This is a genomic window from Aristaeella lactis (genome assembly GCF_018118585.1).
GTDB classification, from domain to species: domain Bacteria; phylum Bacillota; class Clostridia; order Christensenellales; family Aristaeellaceae; genus Aristaeella; species Aristaeella lactis.
The window spans coordinates 1,264,399-1,286,887 of sequence record NZ_CP069421.1; the positions used below are offsets into that span (position 1 = coordinate 1,264,399).

Genomic DNA, 22,489 nt, shown 5'->3' on the forward strand with positions numbered 1-22,489 from the left:
GATCAGAAAGCCCAGTTTCCGTTCCGGAAGACAGGTACCGTCCTCCCGTCCCGGGTTTTCGCGTCGATATTCAGGTCCTTCGTACCGATCATGAAGTCCACATGGATCATGGAGTCGTTGATCCCCAGTGCCCTGCATTCCTCCAGGGTCTTCTCCTCAAACCCTTTGATCGTATCCGCGAAGCCCGCGCCAACCGCCAGATGGCAGGCGGCATTTTCATCGAACAGCGTATTATAGAACAGGATGCCGCTGTTGCGGATCGGGGAATCATAGGGCACCAGCGCGCATTCGCCCAGGTAGCTTGCGCCTTCATCAGACGTCAGCATGTTGGTCAGCAGCTGTTCATTCTTTTCCGCGTGCCATTCCACGGCTTTGCCGTTTTCAAAGCGGATGCTGAAGTTCTCGATCAGCTGTCCTTCCCTGCTCAGCGGCATGCTGGCCACCACCAGGCCTTCCGCCTTTCCCTTCATCGGGGAAATAAAGCATTCCTCCGTGGGGATATTCGGATTGAAGAAGATCTTCTGCAGGCTGGTATCTCCGCCGCCCTTGAATTCAGCTTCCGGGATCATGCCCACCGTAAAGTCCGTCCCGTTCCCGGCTGTATAGTGCAGTTCCTCAATACCCAGGCTGTTCAGGTATTTGCAGCGGGCTGCCAGGTCCGCGTTGTGTTCCTTCCAGGCTTTCACCGGATCATCGGTTACCCGGCTGGTGAAAAGGATCGCTTCCCACATCTTTTCGATGGCCTGGTGTGTTGTCAGGCCCGGGAACACCTTCTTCGCCCAATCCGCGCCAGGCACAGCTGCAATACACCACTGGTACTTGTTGTCCATTTCATCCCGGTAGCCTTTGATCAGCGGATAGCGCATCTGCTGTGCCTTGAGCATTTTATTCTGGTCAATACCCTTCAGGCCGTCCGGATCATCGGAATCCAGGTAGATCCTGCAGGGCAGTTTCTCCACATAGTGTTCCCAGCGGGCTTTCTGGTAGTTCGTCAGGCTGCCCAGGGTTTCCACGTCACAGTATTTCACATGGATCTTTTGCAGGGGCGCGTAGTCAAAATCCACCACGACCCGGCTGGCTCCCAGCTTGTAGCATTCCTCCACCAGCATCTTCACGAATTCCGGCTGGTCCAGGCCCGCGTTGATAAAGACTTCCTGTCCCTTCTGCACGTTCGCGCCGCATTCAGCGATCAGCCGGGCATATTTCCTCAGTACGGTTTTCTTCATGGGTATTTCTCATCCTTCCTGATGTCCTTGCCCGTTCCCGGGCACCGTGTATTATACCATAACTGATGAAAGGAATCACGGCATAAAAAGGACGGATCATTGTCATGATCCGTCCCCGTTCCTTTTTCATTGTCAGATCGTTTCCACCCGTACACGCCAGAGATCGTGGATGTTCTCATCGGTCAGTTCGATCCGCAGCTCCGCTTCCGTGGCGTCCTCAATATCCTTATAGGTCAGGCCGCCGTCCTCAGACACCTGCCACTGGTAGGTAAAGCTCCGTCCCTCCGGATCATCCACAATGGCATCCAGCACCATGATGTTGTCCTCAATCAGGGTAGCTTTCACGGTTACGGTGATCTGCGGCTCTTCGTCTTCCCCTTCCGGATCCGCGGCATCTTCCGCCGCGCAGCCTTCCGCCGCGGGCGCTTCCGTTGTTTCCGTTTTCCCTTCCGCGATATCCGGCGTTTCGTCAGCAGGGACTTCCGTTACCGGTTCTTCACCGGGCTCCTGCTCTTCTCCGGGTTCTGCGTCTTCTGCTTCCTCAGCCGCTGGCGCTTCCGCAGCAGCGGCATCAGCAGCGGGTTTAGCGGGCGCGGGCGTTTCTTCAGCAGGTTCTGCCGCCGGAGTCTCCGGAGGAGCTTCTTCCGGAGCGGATGCCGGTTCTTCTGCAGGGGTGATTTCCGGGATGCCTGAGTCAGTGACTTCAGGCGTTGCTTCCTCCCGTTCCCCGTCAGGAACAGCCGTTGTCTGCGGGGTTTCGGAACTATCCTCTGTTTTTTCTGCTGCTTCCGGTTCCTCCTGAACCGTTTCCACGGGTTCCTCCGTTATCTCCGGAGCGGCGTTCCCTTCGGATACCACTGCTTCCTCTGTAAAGGAAGGTACGGAAACACAGACCATGACCACAGTCAGAATCATCGACAGGATCATTCTGATGCGCCTGGTCATTTCCGTCACCTCCTTTTGTGACAGGTCCGGTTTATGTTCCTATACTCTCGTTCTCCTGTATTATACTCCAAAAACAGTTGCACGCACAGTTACATACAATTATTTTTCCATTTTTTTCTTCTCACCATCAGCAGGATCACCGCCAGCAGGATCATCCCGAGTCCGCATGCCGTGTATACCAGCGTGCCTTCCCCGCCGGTGCTCGGCAGAGCGAGCCCCGGTTTGTTCCGTACGGTAAAGGTGGCTGTATCTGCGTCATAGGTTACGTGGCCGGTGTTATCAAAGAGGATCTCACCGTTCCGCACCCTGAATCCGACAGGCATTCCCAGAGCGATATAGCCGGCAGGCGCTTTCATTTCCATCAGCGTGTAGGATCCTTCTGTCAGTCCGTCAACCGCAGCCCTGCCTTTTTCTTCTCCTTCCGAACCAACGGTGATCCCGTCCATGAACACTTCCCAGCTGTCCCCGTTCAGTTTCATCAGCCGGAATTCCGCGTCTGCCAGCGCCTCGTTGGTATTCGCGTCAGTTTTCAGCAGATGGATCTCCGTCCGGCTGTTCGTGATGACCACATGGTTATCCTCGTCCGGCTCGCCTGCCAGTGCCTGCCAGGTTTTCCCTGCGAGCGTAACAACTCCGTCCGTGATGTCCGCTGTTTCCTGACCGCCGGAAATGCTTTCCTCCCGGATGCTGTAGGTAATGGGATTGCCTTCTTCATCATAGACAGGCAGTTCAGTAAAGGTCCGGTCTGCAATCTTCGCGTTTTGCCCGAAGGTAAGTCTGCGCGGATTGCCTTCCTCGTCTTCAACCGGTTCCGGTTCTCCGCCGTTCACACTGCCGTACAGGCCCGCGGTGATCTCCGTCACTTCAGCCGGCCAGTCCACAGTCACGCCGTTCTGTTTCCAGGTTTTCTCCGCGGAGATGGAGGTGACCTCAATATTGGTGATGATGACGCTGTCAAAAGGATCATCGCCAAGCGCGATCTGCTTACCCTCCTCATCGCTGTAAACCGTTTCGCCGTCCTGCTTCCAGCCTTCCGGCACGGACGGTTCTGTTACCTCGTAGGTTGTTCCGAACGGAATACCGTCAATGAATACCGTGCCCTGGCCCTGGATGGATACGGTAAATTCGGCAACCTCGCCCTCACAGGTGAAATCGCTGATTGTGCCGTTCTCCACAACCAGATCCAGCGGCTTCAGTTCCATTCCGGGAGGCAGCAGCATTTCAACATGGAATTCAAAGGTCTGCTCCTCTGCGGCTTCCGTACTTGCCTCAGGAACCTGTTTGGTCAGTTGCAGCGGGCCAAAGTGTGAAGTGTTTTCCACCTTCAGTTTGTTTGGGCCTTCCCTGCTCAGCAGCACACCGCTGCCCTGTTTCACCCAGTCTCCTTCATTATGCCCGTGCTTATAGTAGGTGATGGGTTCAAACGCCTCAGTGTTCAGATATACGTTACCGGCAAGATCCATATATCCCGTTTCAATAATGCGGTATTCATACTGTTTGGCACCGTTGCCGTTCGGGAAGATCTGCACCTTGTCGATCGTCGCTTTCCAGTCATTGTTCCTGTTCAGCACGATCCGGTTTGTAACCGGGTTGTATACATCGGGGCCGCTGGTGATAAAGTGGTTCTGCCCAAGGCTGCCCAGTTCCGTTTCCGTGCTGATCACGGACAGGTAGTCCTCATACGGTCCGTTCGAGCCGTATTCCCTGCGTTCCACCCGGACGTAAACCTCTTCAACATTGGCGGCCACCCGGTTGTCCGCCCAGCCCTTCTCGATATCCAGAGAAGTACCGGGGGCGTTCAGCATACGGTCCTGATCCTGCGCTGTCTGCAGTTCCGAAACACGCACCTTGTTGCCGTTCGCGTCCCAGGCATAAGGCAACCAGGATGTCCACTGCCCGCCGATCGGGTTCAGGTTCCCGTCATACACCTGTACTTCCTTGTAGATATACTGGTACCGGACGACAATGATCGAGTTGTCCGCTTTCCTGTAAAGTCCCTTGGTAGGCAGGCCGTGATATATGTTATTGTCCTCAACATTGAAGTTCCAGGAGCCCCGGGAGCTGACCGAGAACGGGTTGGGATTGTCAACATAGTCATTTCCTGCCGCGTCATAGCCAAGCTTTATTGGTTTGCCGTAATTCTGCCAGCCGGTAATGTAGACGTCTTCTCCCGAACTGTAATCGATGGTCCGCCGCATCATCTGCAGCTCAATGATCATATTGCTCTGGGCCTGGTCCTCACCCGTGGTGGTATACAGACTCTGCCCGCCATTGCCGTTATCCCTGTATTCAAGGAATTTCTTCTTCAGGTCCATCTGCATATAACCGGGCAGCTTGTTCAGGATCTTAATCTCCCCGTGATTGCCGATATTCGCGTTCCGCGGCTGCTGGAAGTGAACCAGGGAACTCCAGTTGCCTGTATCGATAACGTCACGGCACTTATAGCCTTCGATCATGATCGGGAATTCATCGATCAGCGGATCCGTCCGGACATGTTCGTCCGCGGAATCCCAGTTTGGCTTGGTCAGCGGGGTTTCAATAACGAAATACCGGTATTCTTCCGGCAGGTCTACCGGGCATTCCCAGGTCCAGTTGTTTTTGTAACTCAGCCAGATCCTCGTATAGTCAAATCCTGTATCATCCTCATAAGGCTGCGGATTTCCCCAGCCTGTTGCCGGAATATAGGCCAGCGCGAAGGAAGCGGCCGGAAGATCCTTTGTCTCCTCGATGGGAACACCCATCCATTCCTTGGTGACCCGGATGGACTTCACCTTGGTGGTCACGTTGGTAACCGTGATCACTTCCTCGCCGTCTTCATTGAATTCGGAGTCGTAAGACGAGAGATACCGCTTGTACCTGTCATCGGGAATATAGTTTGTTCCGTCATAGCTGAACTGCAGTTCTCCGTTTTCATAAACACTGTAGGAAGTCTCCCGAACCGTATAGTCGATCAGCTTCGCTTCTCCGTTCTCATCGACTGCAAACTTCGGCAGGTTTGCGAAAGTCCTTTCCTCAGCGGGTGTATCCTTCCGGATGATGAGATGATCCCCTGTCGGTGTTTCATCCGCCAGCAGCTGGAAAGCGGCTTCCCAGGTGAAGGAATCATCATCCGCAAAGTCAGGCCAGTTCTTTTCCACAATCACCGTTGCCGTTTCAGTCTCGTTGGTGATCGTTGCCATGCCATGGTTCAGGTAATCCCCGGTCATGGTCACTGCGCCGCCTTCGGTTTTGTACATGGCGGCCAGCGTTTCCCCGTCCGTAACCCAGCCGTCTTCCGGCACTTCGCCGTCCACCAGCTCACCGAAGTACACACCGGTTTCCTCAACGCTGTAGGTATAGGCTGTCCGCTCTTCCTCCGGCAGTTCTCCGTTCACATACTTGTCCAGGCCTTCCCAGTATACCTGCCAGTTGTCTTCCGCCTTCAGCGTTACGGTGTCGACGACCTCAGGTTCTCCGTCGCCTGCCGTCCGCTTCAGCACAAACTGTACCGCGGTGGCTTCCAGAATATAGTCCGCGGTTCCCCAGTCCTTGTTCGCGGTAATGTCTACCACAGGCACTTTGGGGTTGATAAAGGACGCGTCCACCGTGACGTTTTCGCCGCCCTCGATGGTCCCGCTGGCATTTTCGATTTGAGGCTCATAGTATTCCGGTGTGTAATTGTCTTCCGTAATAACGTAATCCGTACCGTTCGGCAGGTTTTTAATGGTCAGGCTCTCATTATGCTTCAGTTCAACGGTGGCCGTTCCGTCCGTAAACGTCAGGCTGCCTTCCCTGTCTTCACCGCCGGAAGCCATCACGGTATCAAAGGTTTCCTCACCCGTGTGCCCGGGCAGCGTCACGGTAAAGACGAACACCTGGTCCTCATTGATCTCCTCGCCCGTTACTGTCTTGGAGATCTTCAGGTCCGCAAAGGTATCCAGCGTGTTGGTAAAGTCAACATGCTTTGTCCCGCCTGCCTCAATGACGTTGTCTCCGTCTTCCCCGCCTGCCTGTACAGCCGTATAGCCTTTAGGATCTTCAGTGACCGTAAATATGGCGCCCTCCGGAAGTTCCAGGGCTTTCTTCATTTCGCCGTTCGTCAGGGTGAAAGTCGCTGTACCGCCACTGAAGGTCATTGCGCCGTAATCCCCGTCCGGGATCGGCTGTCCCTCCGCGTCCGTGACGGTCACGGTAAATGTGAATTCCTCCGTCAGGTCCGCGGCGTTACCGGTGATCTTTTTGGAAACGATCAGGTTGCCTGTTGTCGGATTGATATAGGTATTGGTCACCGTCAGCACGGCGTCTTCAATGTCCACAGCGGAAACGGGCGCGCCTGCCTCCGAGTCATAGCCGGCGGGAATGTTCTCTTCCTCCACCGCGTAATAATACGGTTGTCCGTGTTCATCATAGACGTCCAGTTCACTGACAACCTTTGTCCAGTCTTCCGACAGGCTCACCGTAACGGTTTCTGACCAGTCTTCATCCCTGCTGTAGCCTTCCGGCAGTCCGGAGGCGCGCAGTCTGCTGCCGCCTGATGTGAAGCCGGCGGAAGCGGTGTACCGTGCCGCTCTTAAGCCGGCGGTCAGTCCGTGCCGTTCATCCGTCCGCCCGGATACGCCGATGGCTTCAACCGTGATTTTGGTGGTAAATCCGTTGGGGAACCAGGGATCCAGTGCCTCGATCAGGATATCCCCTTCCCGCTGGATGGTATAGCTGTATGTATGCCTGCCGTCACCGTGGAAGGTAGTCACCCGCTGGCCGTTGATATAGAGTTCGCTGTCAAGGTAATTGGTGGAGTATGCGATCTCGATGATGGTTCCGACCGCGAATTCCTTCTCATAAACGTCTGTGATGATGTTCCAGGAAACGCCCCTTTGCTGGATATGCTTTGCGGTCACTTTTACAAAGCGGCCGTAATAGCTCGTAAATGCGGCGTTTGTTGTTCCGTTCGAATAGACAGTAACTGTCATGGGCTCCGTTGTGCTGGCATAGCTGTAGCCGGAAGGCGGCGCTCCGTTCGACACATTGGCTGTCACAACATAAGTACCGGCAGGCAGGGTGTTTTCCCCGGGCTGCAGCTGGTAGGTAGATCCGTTGCCCGTGCAGGAATAGGTTACCGCGAATCCCGCGGGCAGCGCCGGGGAATTGGACAGGCCGGCGGAAGCATGCGTGATATTCAGCGTTCCGGCGTTCTGGGAATAGAAGCTGGTAAACTCGGTGGTCACAACACCGTTTTCATGCACGTTGACCGTAACCGGATCCGATGTGAAGCTGTAGGTGTATCCGAAGGGCGCACCGCCGTTGGTTACAGTCGCGGTTACGGTATACCGTCCCGGTGGTACGGAATAGGAACCTGCCGGCACACCGGATGCGGAGACCGGACCGACGTAGGAATAGGTCGCTGTAAAACCTGCCGGCAGTTCCGGAGAGGCCGGAATCCCGGAAGTGATATGCGATATGTGCAGGACTCCCTCCTCCGGTTCCGGCGGGGCTTCCTTCCTGTAGCGGACAAGCTTCAGGGTGATCGATTCATCGTCATAATGGGCAGCATCATCAGACCAGTTCTTTTTTACTGTTGTTTCGGTCCTGGCTGCCGCGTTGGTAATGATCACCTTACCGTCCGAAAAATCAACTTCCTCAGGGGCCGGCTCTTCCTTTTCGGCTGTCTGGTTGTACTGACTGATGATATTCTCGCCGTCCACGGTCAAAGCCGCTTCTTTGGCGAAATAATCCAGTTCCCATTCATTGCCGTCAGCATCCCGCCAGTTCGCGGGCATACCCGTAAACGTACCTGTCCAGTCCTCCGCGGCTTCGTTCGTGCTCATGGTCAGCACTTTCTGAATGGTCGGGTCAAAGATCGGATCGCCGTCCACGGGCAGGTATTCCTCATAGTCCGGCCAGGGGGCAAGGTTTGCCACCGGCTCGCCGTTATTTGTTTTCTGCCGTTTCGCGTAATACAGGTCGAAAGTTACCACAGCATTTGCCGGAACAGGCGTGCCGTCCGCCCAGAGCTTCTCCACTTCCAGGCTGGTATGGCTCGTGTTGACATAAACGTTATAGACGTAGAACTCGACAATACCGTTCTTCTTTTCCACATTGTTCAGCGTCTTGAACGTGCCGACAACCTCGGGAACAGCAGCGTACACCGGATCATCCATGGTGTAGATCTTGCTCAGATGGCGCGGATCCGGATAGGCTTCCTTGTCATCATACTTATTGCCGCGGCGTACGTACTCGGTCGCGATGTAGGTTTCCTTGTATTCCCAGGTGTCTCCCGATGTGTCCACAAAGGTCTGCGCGATGGTGCTTTTATCTTCCGTCACGTAATACATGCCGGGTTTGATGGCATAGTCATACACGACTGTCATGCCGTTCGGCCCGACAGCGATATTCTTGGAGTGGTATTTTGTGTAGCCGGAAGGAACGAATTCCGTTCCGTACTGGTTTACGTTGACCTCCGCCACAATATTGGGATTGGCGACCAGGCCGTTTGCGTCCTTGGCCGTGTTTCCGTAGATGTCCACGCTGTGGATGATTTTCTCAGCCGGATGAACCAGCATTCCGTTTTCATCCACGATCTGCTTTGTCACTTCCAGCGCCACAACGCTTGTGCTGGCTGCTTCGGTATCTCCGCCCAGGACAAAGTCCATGCCGCTTCCGTCTATGATGCCGCCGCTCTGCCACAGGTCATAGTTCCAGCGGACAGGCGGACACTCATTGAGTTTGTCATAGTAGGTGAAGCTGGCCGTCATATCCACGTCCATGTTCAGGGACAGCGGCTTATAGGTGCCGTCAGCCATCTTTTCATACAGCTGGCCCCGGTCTGGATCCACCATGTTGAAGTCTTCGTTCTTGACCGCCGAGACCACATAGGTGATCTGGTTGTTCAGCCGTTCACGCTTCATGCGGTCGGAGTTGGTATCCTCCCACCAGTTATAGGCCGTACTGACTTCCGCCACCTTGAACCGGCCTTCAACGCGGACCTGCACGGCGCTGACATCGTTATGGGCGTTGGAGGAATAGCCTGTGATAACGAACGCGTCATCCAGTTCGTTGTTATTCTTGTCATACGCCTTGATCGTGGCGTGTTTCATGTCTTCGGGATCAATGGATACTTTGGTGCTCAGATTCAGCGTCGTGTTCGTAGTGACGTTATATTCGATCATCGCGCCCGTATCCGGATCCCGGTAATAATATGTACCGTACGCCAGGGGTACATTAACCCTGGATTCACCGGCGATGGAGATGTCGATATGGTTTACGGAATGGTTCCGGGCGATGGGATCCCCGACCTTCGTCGGATCCGCGAACAGGATCTCCACACCGTTGTCCGCCGACTGCTGCCCCACCAGGCGGACAGGCACTCCGTGGCTGTTCAGTTCAACTCCCAGGTGATTATTGCCGTTCCAGGGCTGTGTGTACACCTGCTGGCTGTAATAGTTCACGTTGGAGCTGCGTTCTGCGTCCGTAGGCCTGATGATGGTGTTGGGATAGTTGATATGGCCCTCGTCATCCCGCCAGGCCTGGTTGGAATGCGGATCAAGGGTAACATTTCCGCTGTTTTCCTCGGACAGGGCGTTAGCCTGGCTCGGATCCAGGTAACGCCGGTAATAGTCGGACGGCAGCTGGTCGGAAGTATATCCGGCCGCTTCCGACCTGAAGTAGATATGCCTGTTCGGATTGGTTCCGTCAACTGTCCACAGCATGGGGTTATCCACCGCCACACGGTTGGCCACCGGGTCATAATCGACGGGCGTCAGGGTGGCGTCATTGTTGACGATATAGTAATTTCCGTCATATTTCGCCAGAACCATGTATTCCTTGCCGTTTTCCATCACCGGATCGGCAAACTGCAGATCAAGAAGGTCATAGCCGGCGCTTCTCTGGTACCATCCGGCAAACCCGGTTCCGGCGTTAAACTCGTTCAGCCAGTAGGTATCGCTGCCGATGCTGGCAGAGATCAGGTATTTCCCGTTACTGTCCCGTGTAACCCCGAATCCCTGGGGCGTACTGCTCACAGCTCCGTGGGCGCGGCTTGGGTCACGGCGGTTCAAATTCATATACAGCTTGTTTCCCTGGGCGTCCGTTGTAAAGATATTATAGATGCCCGCGGTGTCTGTCGCTTCGAAAGTCCAGACCGTGGCTTCGTTCGCGTTTCTTGTTTTATGGAGCTGGTTTGTGGTGCCCAGATCAACCGTACTCGTCACATACTGGCCGTTGTGGCTCATGGTGAACCTTCTGCTGTCCAGATCCCCCAGGTCGTTCTGGGGTGTGCTGGAAGGCATGGTGATCACACCGTATACCGAGAAGGAATCAGCCTCGAACTGAATACCGGTTTCTGTACCGATATCTGCGGTAAGGATATCCGGCTCCGCTTCCGCGAAGTGAACCACCAGCAGTTCATCTGTCCGTTCTTCCGGAGCGTCCGCCAGGCTGATCTTCACGGAAACATTGCCGTCCGGCTCGATCTTCTGTCCGCCGGACCGGATTTCGATATCAAAGAACCGCCCGTACTGGTCTTCATTAATGTATACAGGCTCATCGCCGGAAATCCGGTCAGACTGCTCAAGGGCTGCCTTCACGGCCTTCCGCAGATGTTCCGCGTACTGCGGATCACCGGGTTGCAGCTCCGTCACCGCCAGTTCCGCGTCCGCCGGGATCTCCGCGTCAGGCCCGTAGATCACGCTGATCTCATAGGTATTTCCGTCCGCAGCCAGGACCTTCTGTGTGATCTTTTTCCGCTGCACCACGCCGAACACGGAGAAGCTGTCCGCGGTAAAGGATACCGTGTCAATCGCTTCGCTGTTCCGTTTCGCGCTGTCCTCATTCGAATCCGTTTCGGATTCAATGACAACCGCCTCGTGGTTTTCAATATGAACTGCCTGGACGTCGTGCTCTTCCGTCAGTTCGATGATATCCCGGAAGAGGATCTGTACATCCACATCCGCCTGCGGTTCCACTTCCTCGCCGCCGCTGACGAAAGTGATGTCAAAATAACGCTCCAGGGTGATCTCGCTCCACTCCTCACCCAGCGTTTCCTCGGTCATGCCGCTGTAAAGGGCGTATTCCGGCGTGCCCGGCCGGATCTCCCGAACCTTCATTTCCGTATCTTCCGGGAAGCCCGCGTCCGGACCGTAGGAAGCGGTCACAGTATAATCGCCTGCTGAATACTCCTGGGTCACAGTGCCAATCTGCACCCGTTCCAGCAGGGCATAGCCAAAGGGTTCCATCCCGTAATCCGTGATGGTGACCGTCCCGTCCTGCACCTCCAGGATTCCGGCATTGTCCCCCGCCCGGAACCACTCCGCGCCTTTCGGCGCCTCATGCGTTGTGAAACTCAGGGTCACGCCGGCCTGAGGGCGGAGCTCGTTTCCGTCCGTGTCTTTCAGGGCCGGCATCCAGAAACGGTTGCCCTCATCAGCCACCTGGCGCTGCCAGGTATCGTTTTCCTCATTCCGGATCAGCTTCGCTGCGGATTTCAGGGCAGCATAAAGCTCCGTGCCTTTCACCGGCATAAGGGACAGCACGGTGTTTTCCGGGAGGCGTGCCTCCGCGGGATATTCGATCCTGACGGAACCTTCCGCCGTCTCCAGGGTCAGCGTTCCGGGGAAATACTCGATCCCCGGTTCCGCGCCGATCTCTTCTGTCTGATCGTTGTTTGTATTGTCTCCGGCTTCTGCCGCTGTTTCTTCTTCGTCCGGACCTTCCGGCTGCTCCACGTCCGTTCCGGATGCGGGCACGTCTTCAGCCGGTGTTTCCCCTGCCGGTTCGCCGGGTTCATCCGTTCCGGGAACCTCCGCCGCATCTTCCGCGGCAGATTCGTCGATGACAGGCTCCGCGTCCTCACCGGTCACAGCCGCATCCGCAGGAGCGGGCGTCTCTTCCGGTGATTCTGTATTCTGCGCGGGCACTGTAACCGGATCAGAGTATATTGTCTGTGCAAAAGCATTCAACCCGCAGGAGGAAAAAAGCAGCATGAAAGCACAGAGGAAAGCGGTCAGTCTCCTCCATCCCTTTACCTGCCGGATTTTTCGCTCCGGATCATTTCGGTTGAACATAAACACAGCCTCTCTGAAACAAGTAAGCTTATACGCTTTCAGGTATTGCTGAGATTGTACAATTATCCACCTTTAATTATGTATTTTTTATTACGATTTGTCAATGGAATTCATGTAACTAAAAGGCTTTAAACCTGTATTTTGAACACATTTTTATGCTTTTCTTTGGATATTTCTGACAATTTGTCCTATAAGCTCCTATCTTCTCTTCTTTTTGCCCGGGAAAAGGACCACCCAGAGGATCAGCAGAAGCAGAACCGGGGCCGCGATGAACGGAACCACATACAGCGGTTCGACCTTCAGTGCGTCCGCTGTCACACGCACGTCCAGCAGCTCCTTATCGTTCTCCACCCGCACACCCCGGACCAGCAGCCGGTGCGTGTTAATGCCGTAGGGAGTGCAGGTCATCAGCGTGCAGTAATCCTTCCCGGGAAACAGGGAGAGTTCGGAACTGTCCTCCGGCAGGATCACGCTGATCTTGTCCACCTGGTAGGTCAGCGTCTGGTCCAGGATCGTCAGGTAGAACACGTCCCCCACTTCCATGGCGTCCAGGTCGCTGAACAGCTTGGCGCTGGGCAGGCCCCGGTGACCGCTCAGCACGCTGTGGGAGGCATACTCCACTTTGCTGAAATCATCCGGATCCGGATGGACGCTGCCGGCCGGCAGCGAGGTGCCGTCAATATGTCCGATGGAAGTCTGGAGTACCGCGTCGCTTGTTCCGTGATACAGCGGCAGGTTCACGTCAATCTTCGGGATGGAGATAAATCCCATATTGCCCGTCCCGTCCACGTTCAGCTGCCGTTCGTAATCCTCGATATCCTCATCCTCCATGGCCCAGGGATTCGGATTCTCAGCAAGCCTCCGGTTGTAATCCAGCGCCGCTTCCCAGACCGCGGTGTATTCCTCGTTGTCCATCTCCGCCACGCGTTCCGCGTAGCTCTGGATGGCCCGGGTCTGGTGCATGCTGTTCCAGTAATCACTGAAAGCGGGATAAGCCGCAATGGCTATACCGGCAAGCAGAATCAGCACCAGGATCGTATTTGACACCCGGTGGCTCTTCTTTTTTCCGGTTCCGCCCTGCGGAGCTTTTCCCGCTTTCTTCATGTTTCAGCTTCCCTTATTATTTCCGGTTGTACAGGCAGTTGGCCTGGATCGCCAGGGCGATGTCCGGGCAGATCCACTTCAGCGTGTTGCGCTGGATGAGGCCGAACCGTTCCCCGCCGCCGGTAAAGTTGCCGTTGTCCCACCAGACGCAGGTAATGCCCCTGGTGCTGGCGGACGCGACGTAATACGCGGTGAAGTTGACACGGTCCTGCAGGTTGCCGTTCTTGTCCAGCGCGCCGAATTCATCCATCATCACCGGTGTGCCGTATTTGACAAACCGGCTGTACAGGCTGTTCAAAAAGCTGGCGATTTCGCCCTTCTTGCCCTGGTCCATCTTCAGGTCAAAAGTCCTGTCCTGGCTGCCGGTATTCAGCGCGAAGTTGTAGGGCGTATAGGCATGTGCCGATACAATGATCCTGTTTTCGGCAATGTCATTCGGAAGCTGGAAGGCCTGGTCCACCGCGTTCCAGGGTGCCGCGCAGTAGGCAGGAACCGCCAGGTAGCGCGTGGAGTTGTTTCCGCCCGAGCCCCGCACAATGTCCACAAACAGCTGGTTCAGCTGGTTGATGTACTTGGCTGAAAGCCGGCATTCCGCCACGGAATTGTTCCAGTTCCATTCATACTGGGTACCCACCAGCCGGGGCTCGTTCATGGACTCCAGGATCAGGTGATCGTCGCAGTCTTTGAACTTTTCCGCCATCTGGGTCCAGATTGCGGAAAGATAGGCAGCGGACCGGTCATAATGAACCGTATCCGGATAGTAATACTTCACATCATTGTCATGATGAGTGTTCACGATCACATACATCCCCTGGTCCAGCGCCCAGCCGGCCACTTCCCGGACCCGGTCGATCCATTCCGGATCGATTATATTGTTTTCGTCCACATGGTTATGCCAGCTCACCGGGATCCGGATGGTATTGAACCCGGCCTCTTTGATCGCGGCGATCAGCTCCGGAGTGGTTTTCACACCTACCCAGCTGGACTCCATGCTGGTTCCCTGTGAATGCATACTGTACCCGTTATACGCGTCAAAGGTATTGCCAAGGTTCCATCCGCACTTCATGTCCGCCATGAAGGCCATGGCGTCGTTTTCCGGAATTTCAAACTTTTTCATATCCCCGATCACCGGGATCTCGATCCCTTCTGTCTGTACCGGCGGCTCCGCCAGTCCCGCCGCCGCGGTTATCATGAGGCTCAGGGCCAGCAGCAGCGCCCATACTTTCCTGTTACGCATCCGGTATGTTCCTCCTGTTGTGCAAAGGTTTTCTTTCTGCTGTCATTATATGCGATGAATTCTGTTTCTTCAAGCAAACGTTTGTACAAATACATTATGAATTGTGAATTTTGAATTGAGCTTTTTGATTCAGAATGAACAATTCTGAATCAAAGGGCTCCCCGGTCCCATCCGGGCCCGGGGAGAGGGTTTGCTTCAGGATTCCTTATTCGTGAACCTTGCGGCGGGCCACCAGCACGATGCCCGCGCCGATGATCAGCAGTCCGCCGATCACATAGAAGATCGTGGTGCCCGATCCGCCGGTGCTGGGAAGAACTGTTCCTTCGTTGTTCTCCACGTCGATCTCACCAAAGGAGCCTTCCGATGCCTTGACCGGAACAGCGTCCTTCAGGATCTTGTAACCGCCGGTCGGCGCCTTTGTCTCCTGCAGGCTGTAGGCCTGCACATCGGTATCCAGGCCGTAGATGCGCACAGTTTCGCCGGTCGTGGTGATCGTCGTCGTTGTTCCTGTTTCATTGGGTTCGGCGATCCGGTATTCCTTACCTGCGGTTACCTCAACCAGCTTCATGGGAGTGCCGTCCAGCAGGAACTGGAATTCAGCCCCGGCCAGCGGGTCCTTTGTGGTGCCGTCGATCTTGTTGAACTTGAACTCATAGGTTTTGACTTCCGCTTTCTTGGGCTTCGTTGTGTAATTCTCGCCGTAGTCCAGCACCACGGAGTTCGATTCAGGATTGGCTGTCTGGGCATCCTTGTCAAGCATTGCGGTACAGACAATCTCAATTTCTATGACTTTGGTGCTTTCCAGCTCAGCTTTCCCGGCAGCTTCCACGACCAGCTCCTGGGGCAGGGTGAGGGTGAATCCGTCCGAGGTAGTCGCCACAGTATAAGCGTCCGAGGCCACATCCGTTCCTGTTGATCCGCCCATCTTCACCGAATCAATGGACTTATAGCTCAGTCCGGCGGTCATGGTATCCGTCAGCACGATCTGATCGTTGGCCGTGGACGGAATCTTCACCTTAATAGTAAAGGTGATATCATCACCGATCTGGGCGTTTTCGTCCGTCTCATCGACTTCCTTGGTGACCGTCGGGAATTCATTCTTCTCGCTGATGGTCACAGCGGTCAGCGTCTGTACAGCCACGTTTTTACCGGCGGTGGATGTAACGTAGTAATAGCCGGGATCGACAGTTCCGCTGGTCGCGGTGCCCGCGACTTCTGTCTGGCTGAATGTGGCAGACGGGAAAATGCTGAGGTTCATCGTTCCGATAGCAGCTGCGAGTTGAGCGCCGCTGATATCCGGATCAATCAGTTCCACATACCACCTGCTTGATTCACCAACCCGGGTCACTTTGAAAACTTTGGTTTCTGTGCCCGGAATTGTCGCGGCCGCCAGGGCATCTGCCTTGGCCTGGCTGTCCGTATGGTAGGATACAGACCCGCCGGACTGATAGACATCATTGATTTGCGGATCTGTACCGATATCCGCTTCCAGAATCCGGTAATACGTATACTCAGTCGTATCCTTTGCCGCTTCCGCGTCTTTGGAAGTGGTCTTGATTGTGATGCTCGGCGTGGAAGCCGTAGAGGTTGTTGTCTGTCCGCCCCCGGTATCTCCTCCGTCACCTTCCGCGAAGGCACACAACACTGTCACCATCAGAGCCAGTGCCAGCATCAAAGCAAACAGTTTCTTCATAGTCAGCATCCCCTCATTCATTATTTTGCCGTTCGTGGTTAACGCTTATATTGAATTACTTACAGGATTCTTCTTGTTGAGTAACATTGTATATACGTGTTCTATTGTGATGTAATTATAGGCGTGTTTCCAATAGTTGTCAATGCTTTTGCGTACATATGCGGTAAATAGTAACTTTCAGCGGATCATCCCGGTCAGAACCCAAACCAGGTAAGCCTGTCAAACGGGTAGATCCGGGCCATCGGTTTGCCGTAGATCTCCTCCTGCGAAACGCATCCGAAGTTGGTCGCCCGGCTGTCAAAGGCAAAGTCCCGGTTATCCCCCATCACAAAAAACTGTCCCGCCGGTACGCGAAAGGGAAAGTCTATATCGCACTGTCCCAGCGCGTGCTCGGAAATATAGCCGTCCTCCTCCAGGAATTCCCCGTTTACCTTCACATAGCCCTTCTCGTCGATCTCCACCTTGTCTCCTTCTCCGGCTATCACCCGGCGCAGGAGCAGTTTATTGTTGAAATAAAACCCGCAGACATCCCCGGTCTTCACATCGTCTGTTTTCACCAGGACCACAATGTCCCCGGGCTGCAGGCCCGGCTCCATGTTATGCCCGTTCGTAATCCGCAGCACGGGCAGGAAAATGAAAGCGATGATCACCGCCAGGGCCGCCACGATGACAAAGGTCCCGAAGGTTCCCTTCAGTGCCTGCCTGAACTTCCCCTTGCTCCGGACCTGGCTCATCTCGGTCTCGATCTCGTTCAGTTCCGGCAGCTTGTCGGCTTTCCTGGTCTTCCTGGCCATAGCTGATCCCTCACTCAGTTACTTCTTCTTTGTTTTCTTCCGTTCCGGCTCTTTCCGGCCGTTCCGGCGTTTCCTGCCCGGTCGTCTGATCGTTCTCTTCTTCAGTTGTCAGATCCGGCAGGTCAATATCCACCATGGTCAGCTTCTGCAGCAGCCGCAGCTGTTCCTCGATCTTCTTCATGCGGATCTGCAGGTCTTTCGCGGCGCCCTGCATCCGGAGCTCCTCAATCCGGTTTTCATAGTCCCGGCGGGCGTAATCCAGTTGCTTGTCCGTCTGTTCCCGGATCTCAGCAACCTTTCTTTCAGCCGCCTCGCAGCGTTCCTTCAGTTCCAGGTTCTCTTTCCGCATGTTGTAGATCAGTTCCAGCAGTTCAAAGCGTCCGAGATTCTTCAGCATGTTTTTTGCCATGCGCTGTTCCTCCGCATTCCGGCCGTATCGTTTTACGGCAGCAGTTCATAATCATCATCCGTGATGGAGGGATCGATGCCCCTGTCTACCATGGACTGGTACACGTTATAGTAACTGGATGCCACGATGGCATCGCCCCAGGTGATGTACTGGATAATGTCGTAGTTCATCAGGTCGCTGGTGTAAAAATCATAGTATACGTTGGAGTATACCGGGATCAGCGGCAGCATGTCGCTCAGCTTTTCCTGGAACGTGATCCACTTCTGTACAAAGCCCAGGGCATCATCCGGCATGGTCTCGCACATCAGGCGGGCGTATTCATACATCTGGGCATGAACCCAGGCCAGGCTGTCTTCCGCCGGTGCCTTCGGATCACCCGGCAGGAAAAACAGCTGGGGATCAAATTCGATATTAAAGTCATCGCCCACATAGAACATGTCAATGCCTTCCATCTCCCGGTCATGGTAGGCGTGCACCAGGTCATTCATCTCCATGGGTACCAGGGTCAGGCGGATGCCGGCTTCCCGCAGGGGCTGTACCAGGCTCTTTTCCATCGCCTCCGCCATTTCATTGCTTTCCGGATAAGCGCAGGTCAGATCCAGCGTCAGCAGTTCACCCTGGACGATCTTGCAGCGCACGTCATCCTGTCCCTCGCGGAACCGTTTCCCCTGCTCATTCATTGTCCAGCCGTCCGCGTCCAGCAGGCGGGATGCTTTTCCAATATCCGGCTCGTAGTGTTTCACACCGTCCAGGGAAAGGGATTCCCACTGCCCGATCCGTTCTTCGTATTCGGCTTCCTCCTCCGGCGTGGGATCTTCCGGCAGGCTTTCCGGATACTCTTCCGTTCCCTTGACCATGCCGTACATCCACTGTCCGATACCGATCATTCCGTCCATGGGAATGCCGTACAGGTAGGTATATTCATCCCGCATGGCGTTTTTGTCCATACAGTAGGCGATCGCCTGCCGGACGTTCTTTGCCTGCACTTCCGGGCTGTCCGGCGTAAAAACGATGAAGGTCAGGCCGATCCGGGGATAGTTGGTCATCGTATAGCCTTTTCCGGAGGAAACCAGATTCATTCCCTTATCGATCGTATCCCGGCGAACCACTTTGTTCAGCAGCTGGAACTCATCCTTTTCCAGTTTTTCGACCATGTCCTCGTCCCTGGCGAGGGTAAAGCGCAGCTTCGGAATCGTGGGTTTGAAGCCTTCCGTGTTCCCCTTGAAATAAGGGTTGATCTCAAACGTACACGTACAGGTTTCGCTGTCCCAGGAAGTGATCGTATACGGGCCGCTGCCCACCGTGGGATGGGACAGGTAGCCGCTGTCCGGATCCATCACCGTGGCCTCGAGCAGGTCCCGGGTAAAGATCCTTTCAGTCACTTCCCGGTCCTCATTGCCGATATAGACACCCTTCCCGTCATCATAAACCCTGCAGCCCGGGGCAATCTCATGGATCGGATACGGCAGGAACCCGAGCCGGTACAATTCAAAGAAATACGGAAGAGCCTCCGGCTTCACCCTGAATTCGATCATCCTGTCATCCGTCACCCGGACACCGGAAAGGTAAGGCACCTCGCCGGAGATATATTCCTCATAGCCTTCCAGGTAGGACAGGTCCATAGGCCGGCCGCCCAGCTCGGCGATCTCCGGTGCGATCTGGAACAGGACGGAGAAAGCATAGTCCCAGGCCGTGATCTCGGTTCCGTCGGAATAATACAGGTCATCCATCAGCTGGAACCGGTAGATCCGGTAATTCTGCTGGTCCTCAAACACGCCCTGCGCGGCGCACACCACCGGATTGGCCCGGAAAAAGCCGGTGTCATAGCCCCAGGAAACCAGGTAATAGGCGTGGACCAGCGTCCGTACGTCAATATCGGTTGTGGCGTTGCCCCACATATCGGTAAAGAATTTCCCGTCCATCCGGGTGGGGTTGCCCACTGTCAGCTCCTCATAGTCCCTGTCCGGATAAGCAGACACGGCCGTCTCCGCGGACGCGGGAATGCCGCTGAACAGCAGCATTCCGGCAGCAAGCAATGCGATCAGTCTTTTCATGAATCCTGAACCCCCGTGATCTTTTTCTTCCGGGCATCACTCAAAGCAGACACCGACATGGATCTGGATATTGCCAAGCCCCAGGGAAGCTTCATAATCCTCAATGGCTATGGTTGTTTCTCCCGGATTCGGCTGCAATGTAGGCGCGTGTTTCGGCACAGGCGTATTGTCTGTTACGGGCGCGGGTGTCGGTACCGGTTCCCTGGTAACCCTCGCCGGCTTCTTCGTGGCTTTGGATGCGGGTTTGGGTGTGGTTTTGTCAGTCGGCGCCGGGGAAACGGACGGTGTTGCCGTATTGTCCGGCGATTCAGAAGGAGCGTCGGTCGGCGCCGGTGTCGGCGTCGGCGTTACATCCGGCGGCACAAAAGGCGTAAACGTAGGCTTCACCGTTGGCGTTGGACTGGGTGTGGGCGTCTCATATTCATACTTGGCCATTGCCCGAACCTGTACATTGCCGGAGCTGTTCGGCACAGCCAGCAGCATCGCGCTCATCGTCAGGCGTTCCGGCCCCGATATCATTTCTGTATAATAAATACCATGTACCAGGTTTCTGAACTCCAGTTTACCGTTTTCATCGCTGACCGCGCTGTCGGTCGGTTTGATCTTCCTGTCCGCGATCCGCTGCCGGATCTGGCTCAGCGTTTTGTCCACGGAAGCGGATCCGTCCTTCCGGATGAAAACAGTGATATCCCGGAAATCATCCTCCATTGTCCAGTCGCCGTAATCTCCTGTGGCGATCAGGTAGATGGCCAGATGGATCCCGCCCGGATCAAATTCGTTCTTGTCATCGCCTATGGTGATGCTCAGCCAGCCGTCCTTCGTTTCCTCCGTACCGGCCGGAACAGACACAGCGGAAAACAGCAGCGCGAGAACCATCGCGATGCCCAGCATCCTCAGTCTGCTTCTCTTCATTGCTCCTCAACCTCTTCGATCCTGTCCGGATTCTTTTCCGTTGTTTCTTTCTTCTCTTCTGTTATTTCCTGTTGTTCCCCGTCTTCCGGCATTCTCTCGCCGGGCAGCCGGTAGATCCGTCCGCGGATCAGCTCTATAGCCAGCAGGACCAGCAGTCCCGCGATCATCACCGGGCAGCCCAGGAACAGCACGTTCTTCCAGTTTTCAGGGAATGCTGCCTGGTCCTCTTCCGCCAGCAGCGTCCGGGCTTCCCGGACGGGGATCCGCTCCGCCTGTACCATCAGCCGCCGGTCTTTCCGCGGGGAGATGATCGTCAGCCGTTCCTCCCCCTCGCCCGGGGTCAGGTCCATTTCCTTCAGTCCCGCGGCCGACAGCATCTGTATGCCGGACACCCGGTAGACCAGGGTCCTGTCTGTCACATTCAGGATGATCAGGGTCCCCGGGATCATGCTGTCCAGGTCCTCCAGCATCCGCTCGTCCGTCAGGCCCATTTCCCCGAGGAGGCCTTCCGCCTGGAGGATGCCCGGCCCTGCCAGGATGATATTCTCCCCGCTTCCGTCCGCCGGCAGGGAGCTGGTATCCACATGTACCAGTTTCCGGGTCGCCGGTGTTTCCGTGCTCAGATGCCAGATCGGAAGCGACAGCCGGATCGCCGGGATCACCAGTTCCCCGATCACCCCGTCATGCACGTTCATCCGGTTCTGGTAATCCCTGGTGGTCCGGATTGTTCCTGCCGTAAATACGTCTTCCGTATGGACCTTTTCCAGGCTGTCATTCCAGGCCTTTGCCTGTTCAAACAATTCAGCCTTTCCTTCGGCGTCCAGCGCCGCTGTCTTCTCCCGGTAGGCTGTCATGATCTCCGCGTCCCGCCGCCGTCCGAGCTGGTCGGAAATCGTCGGATAAATGAAGTATCCGATAACGGCAGCAGCCAGCAGAAGCAGGATCAGTACCGTCAGAAACTTTTTCATTCTGCCGCCTCCGTTTCACTTCCGGCGACAGTGGTCTGCCTGCCTGTCAGGTCCCCGAAGTACTGAAGCGGCCACAGGGCGAACTCCGCCCTGCCCAGGATCTCTTCATCCGCCACGGTATTGTAATCTGTTTCCCGGCTGTCCATGGAAAGACTCAGCTGGTCTCCCTGCACAAAATACCGGTCTTTGGGCACGATGACCCGTCGTCCTTCCGGCGCCGCGTCTTCCGTGCGTCCGGAGGTATAGCTCCGGTCGATCTCCCGGCCGTTTACCCGGGTTTCAGCATAGGGGCTCAGCACAACCCGTTCCCCGGGACCCGCAATCACCCGCTTCATCTGGGTGCGGACCGGGTTGTTCACGGAAAACGGAATCGGATCCTTGAGCAGATCCTGCCCGTAGGAGGCCATCACTTCCTGCAGGTGGTATTCCCCGTTCTTCAGGTCTTCCGTCGCGATGGTAACCGTACCCTCATCACTGCTTTGGAACACATCGGCGTTGGTCTGGTCCGCCAGCCATACAGCGGTACCGCCGGCCGTGGAAAAATACTGCCTGGTTGTTCCCACATCCCGGTAAAGGATGTATTTGCAGTACCTGCGAGTCTTGCCCTTCGGGCTGAGGATGGTCAGTTCCACCGGCTTTGCCAGCCGCTTTTCGAACAGCAGAATATCCCCCGCCTCATAGGTTTTGCCGGTTTCCGGCTTCCGGACAAGGACCACGGTGCCTTCCGGAAGCGTACCGCCCATGGCGGCCCCGTGCGTCACGGCCAGCTGGTAATAGCGATGGAAAACGAACAAGCCTGTGGCGATGCTCAGGATCAGCAGGATGGACAGGCCGATGCAGAGGCGTTTCCTTCTGTCGGAACGCCTCACACGCCGCATTTCCCGAAGCAGCTCTTCATCTCTGGGATGATAGATCTCCATCCGTATCTCCTGTGCCCGGTATTCCGGAACAATCCGGACGCTGATGCTTACCGGAAAAAATGATCAAAATATCTGTAGAATATACCACGATGAGTATATATCTTTTGTGTTTTCTTTTCAAGTTTTTTCCAAATGCGGTACACTCGTCTGCAGACAACTAAAAACCAGGAGGGATCCTTCCCTCCTGGTT

12 protein-coding genes are annotated in these 22,489 nt (G+C 55.4%); all 12 read right to left on the reverse strand.

Translation table 11 applies throughout. The annotated features are described in order from the left end of the window. Positions 1–2: 2 nt before the first annotated feature. Positions 3–1,226, reverse strand: a complete 1,224-nt coding sequence (locus JYE50_RS05900) for an aminopeptidase (RefSeq protein WP_084097549.1) — start codon at positions 1,224–1,226, stop codon at positions 3–5. A 132-nt stretch (positions 1,227–1,358) separates the two neighbouring features. After that, positions 1,359–2,171, reverse strand: a complete 813-nt coding sequence (locus JYE50_RS05905) for a hypothetical protein (protein WP_084097547.1) — start codon at positions 2,169–2,171, stop codon at positions 1,359–1,361. 89 nt (positions 2,172–2,260) lie between these two features. Next, positions 2,261–12,208, reverse strand: a complete 9,948-nt coding sequence (locus JYE50_RS05910) for a DUF7601 domain-containing protein (protein ID WP_084097545.1) — start codon at positions 12,206–12,208, stop codon at positions 2,261–2,263. A gap of 198 nt (positions 12,209–12,406) precedes the next feature. Beyond that, complete coding sequence (locus JYE50_RS05915; RefSeq protein ID WP_084097543.1) at positions 12,407–13,312, reverse strand: class C sortase; 906 nt, start codon at positions 13,310–13,312, stop codon at positions 12,407–12,409. Between the two features lie 16 nt (positions 13,313–13,328). After that, positions 13,329–14,549: a glycoside hydrolase family 5 protein gene (locus JYE50_RS05920; RefSeq protein WP_084097541.1), complete on the reverse strand. Its 1,221-nt coding sequence runs from the start codon at positions 14,547–14,549 to the stop codon at positions 13,329–13,331. Positions 14,550–14,754: 205 nt separating this feature from the next. Next, the gene (locus tag JYE50_RS05925; RefSeq protein WP_179138458.1) at positions 14,755–16,242 is read right to left on the reverse strand and encodes a SpaH/EbpB family LPXTG-anchored major pilin; all 1,488 of its coding nucleotides are present in this window, start codon (positions 16,240–16,242) and stop codon (positions 14,755–14,757) included. Between the two features lie 194 nt (positions 16,243–16,436). Beyond that, positions 16,437–17,036, reverse strand: coding sequence for a signal peptidase I (lepB, locus tag JYE50_RS05930; protein WP_084097537.1), 600 nt, complete (start codon positions 17,034–17,036; stop codon positions 16,437–16,439). A 10-nt stretch (positions 17,037–17,046) separates the two neighbouring features. Then, positions 17,047–17,445 carry a hypothetical protein gene (locus JYE50_RS05935; RefSeq protein WP_084097535.1) on the reverse strand — a complete coding sequence of 133 codons (399 nt, stop codon included), beginning with the start codon at positions 17,443–17,445 and terminating at the stop codon, positions 17,047–17,049. 32 nt (positions 17,446–17,477) lie between these two features. Continuing rightward, a complete protein-coding gene (locus tag JYE50_RS05940) occupies positions 17,478–19,499 on the reverse strand; it encodes an ABC transporter substrate-binding protein (RefSeq protein ID WP_084097533.1) in 2,022 nt (673 codons plus the stop codon). Between the two features lie 36 nt (positions 19,500–19,535). After that, positions 19,536–20,411: a hypothetical protein gene (locus JYE50_RS05945; RefSeq protein ID WP_143763697.1), complete on the reverse strand. Its 876-nt coding sequence runs from the start codon at positions 20,409–20,411 to the stop codon at positions 19,536–19,538. Continuing rightward, positions 20,408–21,379, reverse strand: a complete 972-nt coding sequence (locus JYE50_RS05950) for a sortase domain-containing protein (protein WP_084097531.1) — start codon at positions 21,377–21,379, stop codon at positions 20,408–20,410. Before JYE50_RS05950 ends, JYE50_RS05945 begins: the two co-directional genes overlap by 4 nt. Then, on the reverse strand, positions 21,376–22,299 hold the full coding sequence (gene lepB / locus JYE50_RS05955; RefSeq protein ID WP_084097529.1) for a signal peptidase I: 924 nt from the start codon (positions 22,297–22,299) through the stop codon (positions 21,376–21,378). Before lepB (JYE50_RS05955) ends, JYE50_RS05950 begins: the two co-directional genes overlap by 4 nt. Between the last annotated feature and the right edge of the window lie 190 nt (positions 22,300–22,489).